Consider the following 13,194-nt stretch of genomic DNA (forward strand, 5'->3'; position numbering starts at 1 on the left):
ATCTCCGGCTTTCGCCGCCGCCGCCGCCGCTTTGGCAAAAGAGCTGACGCTGCCGGAAGTCGCGCAATCGCTGGTGCTGACCCGCACCTCGGGCCGCGCCTCGGCGATGCCGCCGCGTGAAACGCTGACGGCGTTTGCCGCCACCGGCGCGACGCTGGCGATCCATCTGTCGATCCATGTCATCGACAAGGTCGTGGCTGATTTGCTGCCGGCCTATGGCGCCGATTGCCCGGTCGCCATCGTGTTCCGCGCCAGTTGGCCCGACGAGCAGATTCTGCGCGGGACATTGGGCACGATCGCCGCAATGGCGGCTGCGACGACCATCGAACGCACCGCGCTGATCCTGGTCGGCCAGGTTCTTGCTGCGGATGATTTCCGCGACAGCGCGCTGTACAGCGCGGATTATCGCAGGCGCTTCCGCGGCGGGGTGGTGTGACCTCCCCCGTCATTCCGGGGCGGGAGCGGCGCCAGCCGTGAGCGAACCCGGACCCCCGAGATGATTGCACGCTGAGCATTCCGGGATTCCGGGCCTGCGCCATCCGGCTTCGCCGTCCGCCGCATCCCGGAATGACAGTGTGCGAGTGACGTTACCCGGCCCGCCCCACAATCTTGCCATTGCGGTCGAACACGACGACGTCGAGCGCGATCTGCGAACCCTTCAGGACTTTCGCCGCCGTCCGCAGCGCGACCTGCGCGACGAACTCGCCGACCGGAACAGCGCGCCGCTCCGCCTCGCGCAGCACCAGCAGCGCGGTATTGGCATCGCGGCTCAACTGCACCAGATCGTCCGGTGCACCATTGTCGCGCAGCAATGCTGACAGCCAGGCCATGTCGACGCTGCCGGCGCGCGAATGCAGGTCGAGCAGCCCCTGCCCGAGCTTGGTCATTTTCGCAAAGCCGCCGGCGATGGTGATGCGCTGCACCGGATTTCGCCGCGCATATTTCAGCATGCCGCCGACGAAGTCGCCCATGTCGATCAGTGCGGAATCCGGAAGCCCGTACAATTGTTGCACGGCCAGTTCGGAGGTCGATCCGGTCGATCCGGCGATATGGCCGAGATCGCCGGCGCGGGCGACATCGATGCCGCGATAGATCGAATGGATCCAGGCGGCGCAGGAATACGGCACCACGATCCCGGTGGTGCCGAGGATCGACAGCCCGCCGAGAATTCCGAGCCGGCCGTTCAGCGTCTTCTCGGCGATCGCCGCGCCGCCGGGAATCGAGATCTCCACCACCACGTCGCCCGATCCGCCGAAGCGTTCGGTGACCTCGCGAATGGCGCTGCGCATCATTTCGCGTGGTGCGGGATTGATCGCGGGCTCGCCGGGCGGCAGCGGCAGGCCGGGTTTGGTGACGGTGCCGACCCCCTCGCCCGCCATGAACACCACGCCCGATCCCGGCCGGCCGTGCCGCACCGTCGCCTTGACCAGCGCGCCATGGGTGACGTCGGGGTCGTCGCCGGCATCCTTGACCACGCCCGCCATCGCGGCGCCGTCGCTCTGCTCGGAGATCGCCACGGCAAAACCGACGCGGGCATGGCTCGGCAGTTCGATCTCGACAAAATCCGGGCACAGGCCGGTCAGCAGACTTTCATAGGCCGCGCGGGTCGCCGCGGTGGCGCAACTGCCCGTGGTCCAGCCACGCCGCAGCGGCTGCTCCGGCCGCTCGAACGGCATGTCCACATCGTCATCGCTCACATCGGAATCCGCATCGTCATGGCGGGCACTATACCGGGTTTCGCGGTACGATGCGCATCGTCCGGCACACACGCGGCGTCAGGATACGCCCTCGATCAGCAAACGAAACACGCGGCGGACCTCAAGCTGAGTTTCCCGCACGCGGGCTTCCAGGGCGGAGAAATCCGGCGCGTCGCCGGCGCGGGTCATGATCCGCAGCAGGTCGGCACCGGCCGTGTCCGGCTTGAAGGAGCTGCTGACGCAGAGACGAAGGATTTGCGTGAGGTCGTGATACAGCCGCGCCGCCGGGCGCAGCACATCGGCATCCGCCGGTGACAGCAGGCCGAGCTTTGCAGCATTCTCCAGCACCTGCTGGGTGCTGACGCCGAGAATATCGGGCCGGTCGGCGGCATGCACCAGTTGCAGATATTGCGCGATGAATTCAATATCGACCATGCCGCCGGCGGCATGTTTGAGTTCCCAGATATCCGCCTCGCCTTTTTCCAGCGCGATGGCATGGCGCATCTCGGCGACGTCGCTGGCGATCACGGCGGAATCGCGCGGCCGGGTCAGCACGCCGTGAATGACGCGTTCGATCCGCGCGCGGAATTGCGGAGGGGCCGAGATCACCCGCGCCCGTGTCAACGCCATGTGCTCCCAGGTCCAGGCCTCATTGTCCTGATATTCGGCAAAGGCATCGATCCGTGACGCCAGTGGCCCGGCGCCGCCGGACGGCCGCAGCCGCATGTCGACATCGTAGAGCACGCCGTAATTGGTGCGAATCCGGAATGCGCTGATCAGGCGCTGCGTCAGCCGCGCGAAATATTGCGAGCCGTGCAGCGGCCGCGCGCCGTCGGAATCCGGCGCCTCGGAATCGAAATCATAGATCAGGATCAGATCGAGATCGGACGACGCCGTCATCTCGCGGCTGCCGAGCCGGCCCATCGCCAGGATCGCGGTCTGCTGGCCCTTGATGCGGCCGTGCTGGCTGGCGAACTGCTCGACCACGAGGCCGTGCAGCGTATGCGCGATGCCCTCGGCGACGTCGGCGAAGGCCAGGCTGGCCTGCGGCGCGGTGACGGTGCCGGACAGGATGCGGGTGCCGATCAGGAACAGGCTCTCCTGCCCGAACAGCCGCAGGCGGTCGAGGAATTCCTCATAGGAATTGGCGTCCTGCAGCGTCGCTGCCAGCCGCAGCGACAATTCGCGCTGGTCCGGCATCGCACCGAAGAAACGCGGGTCGATCAGCCCGTCCATGATCTGCGGTTGCCGCGCCAGCATGTCGCCGAGCCGCGGCGCGGCACCCAGCACCAAAGCGACCAGCGCCACCAGCTCGCGGTTCTGGCTGAGCAGCGAGATCAGCCGGCCGCCGCGCTGCAGCGCCTGCAGGAAGCGGTCGAAGGCGATCACGGCATTATCGGGTTCCTCGGCCTGCGCCAGCCCCGCGATCAGCGCCGGTACGAATTGCAGGAAGGCCTGCCGCGTCGACTCGACCCGCAATACGCGGTATTCGCCGGCCATCCACTGCTTCACGGTTTCGGCCACCATCAGGGCCTTGCGGAAACCGAGCCTTGAAAAATGCTCGAGCAGCCGCGGGTCAGCCCCGCCGGCGCTGTAATTCACCGCCGGCAATTGCACATTGCCAGCCGGATCGCCCTCGAACAGCCGGGCATAATGGCCCTGCACACAAGCGAGGTGCGCCAGCAGATCGCGCGCAAACGACGCGCGGCTGTCATAGCCGAGGAAGCGCGCGAAGCGCTCCATGGCCTCGACGGTGTCCGGCAGCGTATGGGTCTGTTCGTCGGCGACCATCTGCAGGCGGTGCTCGACCTGGCGCAGGAACTGATAGGCCGCCGTCAACTCGTCGCGCGCGGCAAAGGTGATCCAGTTGCTGGCGGCGAGGATGTTCAACGCCTCCAGCGTCGGCCGCACCCTTAGCTCCGGATGCCGGCCACCGGCGATCAATTGCTGGGTCTGCGCGAAGAACTCGATCTCGCGAATGCCGCCGCGGCCGACCTTGACGTTGTGCCCCTCGACCGCGATGTCGGTCTGGCCACGAAATGTCTGCATCTGCCGCTTCATGTCGTGGACGTCGGCCAGCGCCGCAAAATCCAGATGCTTGCGCCACACGAACGGCGCGATCTCCGCCAGCAGCGCGGCGCCGGCCCGGGCGTCACCGGCGCAGACCCGCGCCTTGATCATCGCCGCCCGCTCCCAGGTACGGCCCTCGCGGGCATAATAATGCAGCGCCGAGGCGGTCGAGATCGCCACCGGCGTCGAGGCCGGATCGGGCCGCAGCCGCAGATCGACGCGAAACACATAGCCGTCGCCGGTGCGTTGCTGCAGCAGCCGGGACAGCCCCTGCGCCACGCGCACGAACACCGATTGCGGCTCGGCATCGGCGGCCAGCGCATGCGCTTCGAGGTCGTAGAACACGATCAGGTCGATATCGCTGGAATAGTTCAGCTCGCCGGCGCCCATCTTGCCCATCGCCAGCACGATCAGCCCGCTGCCGATCTCGGGATTTTCGATGTCCTGCGGCACCAATCGGCCACGGACGACTTCCTGCCGCAGCAAATAGCGCAGCGTCATCTGCACCGCGGCCACGGCGAGGTCGGTCAACGCCTGCGTCACCCGCATTACCGACCAGACGCCGCCGATGTCGCATAGCGCGATCAGCAGCGCCGCCTCGGCCTTCATCCGCCGCAGCAGATGCATCACGTCGGGATCGCCGCCGGCGGCGGAGACATTGAGCGCCGTGCGTTCGATCAGCGCGGCGAGATGGGCGTCGGGATCGCAGCGCAATAGCCGCAGCGCGCGCCTCGGATCGCCTCGGATCAGCTCGAACAGATAGGGCGAAGCCTCTGCTATCCCGAGCAGAATTGCGCTGGCATAAGGCGATTCATCAACTATTGCGCGAACGGCTCTGGCCTGTTCCGGCGCAAGCTCGGTGAGCCAGTCCGCCAACCGTTGCGTGGCATCAGCCGGCGCGAAGGTCCGCGGTCCGCTGACAAATTGCGCGGCCAGATGGAACTGGTCCGCGTCGGTCGCGGATGAGGTCATGCCGACTTCTGTGGCACATTCGACGTTTGAACCGCAAGAGCTTCGCCGGCTACGGCCGGCAGCGACAAGGTCGCACGCAGGCCGGGATGGCTGTCACCCAGCGTCAGCACGCCGCCATGCAACGTCGCCACCGCCGACGCCAGGCTGAGCCCTAAACCGGAGCCGGGCTGGGTGCGGCTCGCCTCGAGGCGAACAAAGCGCTCGATGGCGTGCTTGCGGTCGGCTTCAGGAATACCCGGTCCATGGTCGGTGACACTGAGCAGCACGCGATCGCCATCCGGCTGGGCTTCGATCAGGATTTCATGGCCGCCAAGCCCGGCCACCGCATCCGCGCCGAGCGGCTGCGCCGTCGGCGGCCGGCCATATTTGATGGCGTTCTCCACCAGATTGGCCAGCGCCTGGCTGATCAGTTCGCGATTGCCATGCAGCCGCGCCGGGGTGGAGCGCACGCGCAGCGCCAGGCCGCTGTCCTCGGCCAACGGCTCGTAGAGTTCGTGGATACCATGCGCGACCTCGGCGGCATCGAAATCATCCATATTGCCGCGCGCCTGGCCGGATTCGGCGCGCGCGATCATCAGCAACGCATTGAAGGTGCGGATCAGCCCGTCGGATTCCTCGATGGTCCGCTCCAGCGCGACACGGTATTCGGTCTCGTTGCCGGACTTGGCCAGCGCCTCCTCGGCGCGGTTACGCAGGCGCGTCAGCGGCGTCTTCAGATCATGGGCAATATTGTCGGAGACTTCCTTCAGCCCGGTCATCAGCGCCTCGATGCGCTCCAGCATGGCGTTGAGATTTTCGGCGAGGCGATCGAGCTCGTCGCCGGAACGGCCGACCGGTAGCCGGCCAGAGAGATCGCCGGCCATGATGCGCTGGGTGGTGCCGGTCATGGCATCGATGCGGCGCAGCACACGACGCGCCACGAAGATGCCACCGCCCAGCCCCAGCACCACGACGATCAGCACCGACCATCGCGCGGCATTGGCGACGATGTCGAACAGCCGGCGTCGTTCCTCGAGGTCGTGCCCGATCAGCAGCCGGAAGCCGCTGCTCAATTGCGACACCCGGACCAGCGCGCGGTGGTTCATGGTTTCCTGATCGTCGAGCCGGCGATAGGCGGTTTCCGACCAGCCGCTGGTGGCCATCACGCCGGGCTCCAGCGAGGCGACGTTGCCGGCCACCGACTGGCCGACCGGGGTGGTGATCAGGTAAAGATTGGCGCCGGGGCGCAGCGCGCGGTTCTCGATCGCGAACACGATACCGCGCAGGCCGCGGCGCGCGAACAGGTCGCTGAGCTCGCTCATCTCGGCATCGACGGTGGTGGTGATCTGCTCGTTGATCAACCGGTGGGTGTTCCAGGCAAAGTACCCCAGCAGCGACGCGGCAAACAGCGCGAACACCAGCAAATAGGCCAGCGTCAAGCGGAATGCGGTGGTGCGAATGAGTTTGCCGAAGGCCGTCACGAATGAACTCTCATCGACCGTCGCGACCTGCCGCGCCGATCTCAGATTATCCTAGCAGCCGCCAGCTTACACTGACAGCGCCGGATCATGAGACGTTGGTAATGTATCAGCGGGCAATCGGCACGGCTCCAGCGGGCGCTTGATGCCAGGTTCGCCGATCGGGTCGGGACCCGCCCAATTGGGTATGGACTGCCGTTCGGTTTCGGTCCCGGCATCGGACACCGCGACAGAGACACGCTCCGCGATCACGACCTGATACATGCCGTTGAAACGGGTGCGTTTGCTCCAGCGGAAAGCGGCCGCGCCGGGGCCCGCGAGTTGTTCGATTTCCTGCGACCACATCGCCAGCGCAAAAGGTTCGAGCCATGTGAAGACGAGTTTCATCAGCGGCTTCAGCGGGTGCCAACGGTTTGGCCGATGATAGTCGACAAAGATCACCCGCCCGCCCGGCCGCACCAGCCCAAGCATCGCCGGCACAATCTGGATCTTGATGTCGTCGGGTACCTCGTGGAGCAGGAAAAAGCACGTTACGGCGTCATATTCGCTCTGGTCGGGATCGACCGCATCGCCACGCGCCACATGCGCCTGCGGCAGGTTGGTCAGCTTCTGGCGCGTCAATGCGACCTGCAGAGGGGCGATATCACGGACTTCAAGATGCCCGCGCCGTCCGATCTGGTTCGCGAGTTGGCGGGAGAAGCTGCCATAGACGGCGGCTGGCTGAAAGATCCGGTCGCCGGGCTTCACCGCCGCCAGCACATCCCCGATCAGTCGCTGGGCATTGCCCCAGAGAATCGCCTGAACAACGATCTGCCGATCCAGGATTCCGGTGAGCCACGGTGTCAGATAGGCCCACGTGTAGACATTGCGCAGATAGTCGGGAATTGGCCTGGCGGCCAGTTCCATCGCGGTCAAGTCAAGCAAGTGCATGTCTCCCTGGGGAATGGAATAGGTGGCGAGGCCGATCAAAATCCGATGGCCAGCAGCAGCGCGGCGGTTGCCAGCGTCAGCACGGCCGCGACGCCATAGGTCATCAGGCGCAACACCAGCAGATTGCCGGCGCGCATGTCCTTGAGAGTCAGAAAGATCCGCTCGGCGCCATGCCAGAAGAACAGCACGATCACCGCCAGCAGCACGAGCTTGGCGAACGGATTGCGGGCGAACGCCAGCACATGGGCATAATCGGCAAGGTTCGCGGGCACGCCCCAGCCACGCGGCAGCATGATTCCCGTCACGATGATCAGCGCGGGGCCAAACAGCGCGGACAGCATGCCGCCGGCGCCGAACAACAGCCAGAACAGCGGTGCCACCGTTCGTTTCGGTACGCGGTGAACCGCGATGATATGTTTCACGACAGCACTCCGATCATGATGACGGCGGCCAGCAGGCCGATCGAACAGGCACCGGCGAACAGCAGCGCCACCGCGGTGACCCGCGAGGGCGGGATCAGCTGGCCGCCAAGAATCAGCTTCGGCATGGTCTTGGGCAGGATCTGGAACCAGGTGATGACGTGCCAGAGCACCGCGGCGAGCAGGATCAGATGGACCAGCAAGGCTGCGTCGCTGGCGACGACCCGCCGATAGGCCTCGAAGGTTTCCGGCCCACGCCACAGGCAGACAAGAGCGGCCAGCAGGCTCGCGCCGTAGAGCGCGACGGCGACGCCGGTCATCTCGCGCAGCGTATAAGCAAGATAGGGCTTGCGAGCCCACCAGGTGCGCGACTGGACGCGGTGAAACGGGCGACGCTCGCTCATGACCGGACTCCCGGCCGCACGGCGTGCAGGAAGAAATCCAGCGCGCTGTTGGTCTTGTTCTGGTTGACCGCGTTGGCCGGATCGACCTGTTTGGGGCAAACTTCCGAGCAGATCCCCACGGCCGTGCAGGCCCACACCCCGTCCTCGCCATGGATCTGGTCGAGTCGCAGCGGCTGACCGCCGTCGCGGGAGTCGCCGTTGTAGCGTTGCAGCATGGCCATCGCGCCGGGGCCGATGAAATCCGGGTTGGCGCCGAATTGTGGACACGCCGCGTAGCACAGCATGCAGTTGATGCAGTCGCTGAACGATTCATACGCCGCCATCTGCGCCGGCGTCTGCAAATAGGCGCCGTCCTCGATCGGCTTTTCGACCTTGGGTACGATGAAGGGATAGATGCTCTCGATCTTCTTGACGAAATCGCCCACCGACACCACGAGGTCGCGCTCGATTGGAAAATTCTGCAGCGGTTCGATGACCAAGGCGCTGCCGGCGAGATCGCGGATAAATGTATTGCAGGCCAGTTTCGGCTCGCCGTTGATCATCATGCCGCAGCTGCCGCAGATCGCCATCCGGCACGACCAGCGGAACGACAGGCTGCCGTCCTGCGAGTCCTTGATGGATTGCAGCGCCTGCAACACCGACATGTCGTCGGAATAAGGAACGAGATAGCTGACGAAGACGGGCGCTTCGTCCGAGGCCGGACGATAGCGCAGCACGCGCAATTCGATCGTCTTGGAACGGATCATGGTATCAGACATTCACGACATCCTTGGGATCTGGAGACGGCGCCGCGGTCGGAGGCATCTGATTGCGCGCGGGTTCTTCATGCTCGCCGAGCGCGCCATAAGCGCGCTGCGCCGGCGGCGACTTGGTAATTTTCACCGGCCCGTAGGTGATCACGGGCGCCGCGTCGCCCTGGTAATTCGCCAGGCTGTGACGCAGGAAATTGGCATCGTCGCGCTTGTCGAAACCGTCGAGGCGCTGGTGGGCGCCGCGGGATTCGGTGCGCGCGAGACCCGAATGCGCCATCGCCTGCGCGACGTCGAGCTGGAAGCCGAGTTCGATCGCGGTCACCCAATCGGTGTTCCAGGCACGCGACTTGTCTTCCAGCGTGATCCCGGAATAGCGCTGCTTGAGCTCCGCGAGCTTGTCGCAGGTCTGCTGCATTTCCGGTCCGAGCCGGTAGATACCGCAGCCATTTTCCATGCTGGCGCCCATCTCTGCCCGCAGCGTTGCGTGATGTTCGCCACGACCCTTCTGATCGAGCAGCGCCAGCGCCTTGGCTTCGACGGCCGCGGCCTGGTCGGAGCGGCGGGCCGCCGAACTGCCGCGGGCAAATGCCACCGCCTGTTCGCCGGCGACGCGGCCAAACACCGATAATTCGGCCAGCGAATTTGAGCCAAGCCGGTTAGCACCATGGATGCCGACGCTTGAGCATTCGCCGGCGGCGAACAGACCGGACAGCGGCGACGCGGTGTTGATGTCGACCTCAATGCCGCCCATCGTGTAATGCACCGCCGGCCGTACCGGGATCGGCGTGACCGCGGGATCGACGGCCATGAATTTCTCGGCCAGATCGTAGATCAGCGGCAAGCGCTCCATGATCTTGGCGCGTCCGAGATGGCGCAGATCCAGCAACACCGCTTCGCCCTGCGGCGTGGTGACGGTGTTGCCCTTGCGCTGCTCGTGCCAGAACGCCTGGCTGAGGCGGTCGCGTGGTCCGAGCTCCATGTATTTGTTGTGCGGCTTGGGCTCGGCTGGCCCGAGCCCATAATCCTGCAGATAGCGCTCGCCGTTCTTGTTGAGAAGAAAGGCGCCCTCGCCGCGGCAAGCCTCGGTAATCAGGATGCCGGTTCCGGGCAGGCAGGTCGGATGGTACTGCACAAATTCCATGTCGCGCAGCGGCGCGCCGTGGCGGTAGGCCATCGCCATGCCATCGCCGGTGACGATGCCGCCATTGGTGTTCTGCCGGAACACGCGCCCCGCGCCGCCGGTGGCGATCACGACCGCGCGGGCATGAATGGTGGTGAATTCGCCGGTCGTCAGCGACAGCATCACGGCGCCCTGGACGCGGCCGTCCTCCACCAGCAGATCGACGCAAAAGAATTCGTCGAAACGCTTGATCGAGGGAAACCGGGTGGAGGTCTGGAACAACGTATGAAGAATATGGAAACCGCTGCGGTCGGCGGCGAACCAGGTACGCTCGATCTTCATCCCACCGAACGCCCGCACATTGATGTGGCCATCCGGCTTGCGGCTCCACGGGCAGCCCCAATGTTCGAGCTGCACCATCTCGCGCGTACAGTGCTCGACAAAGTATTCGACGACGTCCTGCTCGCACAGCCAGTCGCCGCCGGAGACGGTGTCGTTGAAGTGGTTGTCGAGACTGTCGTGCGACTGCACCACGCCGGCCGAGCCGCCTTCCGCCGCCACCGTATGGCTGCGCATCGGATACACTTTCGAGACCAGCGCGACGGTCAATTCGGGCGCGGACTCGGCCGCGGCAATCGCCGCCCGAAGGCCGGCGCCGCCAGCGCCGAGGATCAGGATATCGGCGTCAAAATGGTCCATGGGTCTTCCGATCAGAGAAAGAGCAGGGTCGGTACGCCGACCAGCAGGAAAATCATGAGGTTGTAGCCGCCGAAGATGGCGCCGAGCCGCCAGTAATCGGAACCCGGCAGGAAGCCGCTGCCGGCATAGACCGGGCTCGGGCCGGTGCCATAGGGCGAGATGATGCCCATGATGCCGAGCGTCAGGCACAAAGCGAGCGCGGCCTTGTCCATCGGCAGACCAGGAATCTTGGCCGCCACCGTCAGCATCAGCGGCAGCAAGGCGGTGACATGGGCGGTGACGCTGGCGAACAGGTAGTGCAGCAGGAAGAACAGCACGATCAGCCCGATCAATCCGCCCAATGGCGGCAACGTCGCCAGCACCGGGCCGACCTGTGCCGCCAGCCAGGCGATCACGCCGGTCTGCGCCAGCCCGCCCGCCAATGCGACCAGCGTGCCGAACCAGATCAGCGTGTTGAAGGCCGGCTTGTCCTCCAGCACGTCGGTCCAGCCGATCGTGCGCGTCACCACCAGCAGGCCGACGACCAGCAGCGCCGCCGTGGTCGGATCAATGAAGCTGCTGCCGAAGATCCACAGGCCGAGCGCCAGCAGCACGAGGCCGATCAGCACCATTTCCTTGATCGACAGGCGGCCGAGCTTGCCGAGTTCGTCGCGCGCCCAGGCCGGGACTTCCGGGCATGTCTTGACCTCGGGGGGATAGAGCACATAGGCCAGCGCCGGCGTGGTCAGCAGAAGCACCATCGCGACCGGCAGGAAAGTCAGGAACCACTGCCCCCAGGCGAGCTCGATATGCGCCGTCTTGCGTACCAGCTCCACCGCGAGAAGATTGGGCGCGAGGCCGGTCAGGAACATCGAACTGGTGATGCAGGTCGAGGCGATCGCCGTCCACATCAGATAGCTGCCGATCCGCCGCGACGACGGGTCGTTGGGCAGCGACTGGTAGAATTCCGGAATGTTCTTGATCACCGGAAATATCGTGCCGCCACTGCGCGCCGTGTTGGACGGCGTGAACGGGGCCAGCACCAGATCGGCCAGCATCACGGCGTAACCCAGCGTCAGGCTCCGTCCGCCCAGACGCGACAACAGTAGCAGCGAGACGCGCTTGCCGAGCCCGGTTTTTTCGTAACCCAGCGAAAATACGAAGGCCGAAAAGATCAGCCAAACCGTCGAATTGGAAAAGCCGCTCAGCGCCCAGGAGATAGCCGCACTGTTGGGATTGAAACCCGCCGCGGCAAGTTGCGCGGGCGAATACAGCACGAAACGCGACAGTACGGCGGCGGCGGTCACGCCGAGAAAGCCTACCGCCGCCGCGGGCACCGGCTCGACGATCAGGCCGACGATAACGGTGACGAACAGCGACAGGTACCACCAGCTATATTGCGCAAGCCCCGGCGGGGGCGGCAACAGCGCCATGATCAGGCCGATCGCCAACGGCAACGCGGCCATCAGGGCGCGGCGGCTGACCGATGGTCGGGGCATCGAAGCGAACAGATGCGGGCGTTCATGCCAGAATGCAGGAGAATGGAAATTCATTTAACACCTGCGAATACGAATGTGTCGCCGTCGTAGGTATTTTTAAGCACGCCTGCGGGCTGGCCGTTTTGATCTTACGCAAGCCGGGCCGCGCGACATGTGCCGCCGAAGCGTCATGATCGCGACACGGAGGCGTTCGGCCTGTTCGCAACCGGGTCAGGCAGCGCTCGCAACTCGGCGGTCGACAATGGGCCGCGCCTGCATCTACACTGAAGCGATGCCAACCCTCATGGATGTCCAGTGGCACAGCCGAACGAACGCGATTACGGGCTGATGAGCCTTGTCGAGCGGCTGATGGGCAAGTCGGGCGGTTCCGATCCTGCCGAAACGCCCCCTGCCTCTGACGACGGGATCGGCCCTGCCATCATGGCCGGCGCGCCGGAATTGCTGGAACCGCAACTTTCCATCGAGGGCGAGCAGACCCGCAGCAAGTCCGAAATGGCGGAGATTATTTTGCGCGCACTACGCTCGATCGATGGCTGCCCGCGTCAGGGGTTTGAGGTGACGGTGTATGGCGAGCGGCCCTGGAATGCGATGCTACGCATCACGCCGGCCGCGGGTCGCGTCGGCGACGCCCGGATCTGGCGCGACCGCGTCCGCGCCATGGCCTATGTGCTGCGCGGTCAATATGACGTGGTGGAGTAATAATCCAGATCCGCTTTATTTCATGCCGTCGCGGATCATATAGCCGGCGCCGCGGATCGTATGCAGCAGCGGGCGGTCGAAGCCCTTGTCGATCTTGGAGCGCAGCCGCGAGATATGGACGTCGATGACGTTGGTCTGCGGATCGAAGTGATAGTCCCAGACATTTTCCAGCAGCATGGTGCGGGTCACCACCTGGCCGGCGTGCTTCATCAGATATTCGAGCAGCCGGAATTCGCGCGGCTGCAGCGTCAGTTCCTCTGGTCCGCGGTTGACGCGGTGTGACAGCCGGTCAAGTTCGAGATCGCCGACGCGGTAGCTGGTTTCCTCGGCCGGGCCGCCATTGCGCCGCGACAACACCTCGACCCGGGCCAGCAATTCGGCAAAGGCGTAGGGTTTCGGCAAATAGTCGTCGCCGCCGGCCCGCAGGCCCTTGATGCGGTCGTCGACCTGGCCGAGCGCGGACAGGATCAGCGCCGGGGTGTGGTTGCCCTTTTCGC

12 protein-coding genes are annotated in these 13,194 nt (G+C 65.2%); 2 read left to right on the forward strand and 10 right to left on the reverse strand.

What is annotated here, in order from left to right:
• Positions 1–436, forward strand: a 436-nt coding sequence (locus Q0S16_RS14450; RefSeq protein WP_295849384.1) for an SAM-dependent methyltransferase, incomplete at its 5' end; no start/stop codon positions are given.
• Between the two features lie 151 nt (positions 437–587).
• Here the strand turns inward: Q0S16_RS14450 and Q0S16_RS14455 are convergent.
• The 9 genes from Q0S16_RS14455 to Q0S16_RS14495 all read right to left on the reverse strand — a co-directional run bounded on the left by Q0S16_RS14455 (position 588) and on the right by Q0S16_RS14495 (position 11,998).
• Positions 588–1,676: a cobalt-precorrin-5B (C(1))-methyltransferase gene (locus tag Q0S16_RS14455; RefSeq protein ID WP_295849409.1), complete on the reverse strand. Its 1,089-nt coding sequence runs from the start codon at positions 1,674–1,676 to the stop codon at positions 588–590.
• 99 nt (positions 1,677–1,775) lie between these two features.
• Complete coding sequence (locus Q0S16_RS14460; protein WP_295849387.1) at positions 1,776–4,739, reverse strand: bifunctional [glutamine synthetase] adenylyltransferase/[glutamine synthetase]-adenylyl-L-tyrosine phosphorylase; 2,964 nt, start codon at positions 4,737–4,739, stop codon at positions 1,776–1,778.
• Positions 4,736–6,199 carry an ATP-binding protein gene (locus Q0S16_RS14465; protein ID WP_295849389.1) on the reverse strand — a complete coding sequence of 488 codons (1,464 nt, stop codon included), beginning with the start codon at positions 6,197–6,199 and terminating at the stop codon, positions 4,736–4,738. Before Q0S16_RS14465 ends, Q0S16_RS14460 begins: the two co-directional genes overlap by 4 nt.
• A gap of 66 nt (positions 6,200–6,265) precedes the next feature.
• Positions 6,266–7,165 (reverse strand): rhodoquinone biosynthesis methyltransferase RquA, encoded by a 900-nt coding sequence (rquA, locus tag Q0S16_RS14470; RefSeq protein WP_295849391.1) that lies wholly within the window; start codon positions 7,163–7,165, stop codon positions 6,266–6,268.
• Positions 7,162–7,548 (reverse strand): fumarate reductase subunit FrdD, encoded by a 387-nt coding sequence (gene frdD / locus Q0S16_RS14475; RefSeq protein WP_295849393.1) that lies wholly within the window; start codon positions 7,546–7,548, stop codon positions 7,162–7,164. The genes rquA and frdD overlap by 4 nt, the downstream gene beginning before the upstream one ends.
• Positions 7,545–7,949, reverse strand: coding sequence for a fumarate reductase subunit C (locus Q0S16_RS14480; RefSeq protein WP_295849396.1), 405 nt, complete (start codon positions 7,947–7,949; stop codon positions 7,545–7,547). Before Q0S16_RS14480 ends, frdD begins: the two co-directional genes overlap by 4 nt.
• Complete coding sequence (locus Q0S16_RS14485; protein ID WP_366517831.1) at positions 7,946–8,707, reverse strand: succinate dehydrogenase/fumarate reductase iron-sulfur subunit; 762 nt, start codon at positions 8,705–8,707, stop codon at positions 7,946–7,948. Before Q0S16_RS14485 ends, Q0S16_RS14480 begins: the two co-directional genes overlap by 4 nt.
• Positions 8,700–10,520, reverse strand: coding sequence for a fumarate reductase (quinol) flavoprotein subunit (gene frdA / locus Q0S16_RS14490; protein ID WP_295849398.1), 1,821 nt, complete (start codon positions 10,518–10,520; stop codon positions 8,700–8,702). Before frdA ends, Q0S16_RS14485 begins: the two co-directional genes overlap by 8 nt.
• Before the next feature lie 11 nt (positions 10,521–10,531).
• Positions 10,532–11,998 carry a DASS family sodium-coupled anion symporter gene (locus Q0S16_RS14495; RefSeq protein WP_295849401.1) on the reverse strand — a complete coding sequence of 489 codons (1,467 nt, stop codon included), beginning with the start codon at positions 11,996–11,998 and terminating at the stop codon, positions 10,532–10,534.
• Positions 11,999–12,292: 294 nt separating this feature from the next.
• Between Q0S16_RS14495 and Q0S16_RS14500 the strand changes: the two genes are divergently transcribed.
• Positions 12,293–12,697 (forward strand): hypothetical protein, encoded by a 405-nt coding sequence (locus Q0S16_RS14500; protein ID WP_295849404.1) that lies wholly within the window; start codon positions 12,293–12,295, stop codon positions 12,695–12,697.
• 15 nt (positions 12,698–12,712) lie between these two features.
• On the opposite strand, the gene Q0S16_RS14505 is transcribed toward Q0S16_RS14500, so the two are convergent.
• The coding region (locus tag Q0S16_RS14505; RefSeq protein ID WP_295849406.1) for a response regulator transcription factor at positions 12,713–13,194 on the reverse strand (482 nt) is incomplete at its 5' end.

This window comes from Tardiphaga sp., from assembly GCF_025356345.1.
In the GTDB taxonomy this organism is placed as follows: Bacteria; Pseudomonadota; Alphaproteobacteria; order Rhizobiales; family Xanthobacteraceae; genus Tardiphaga.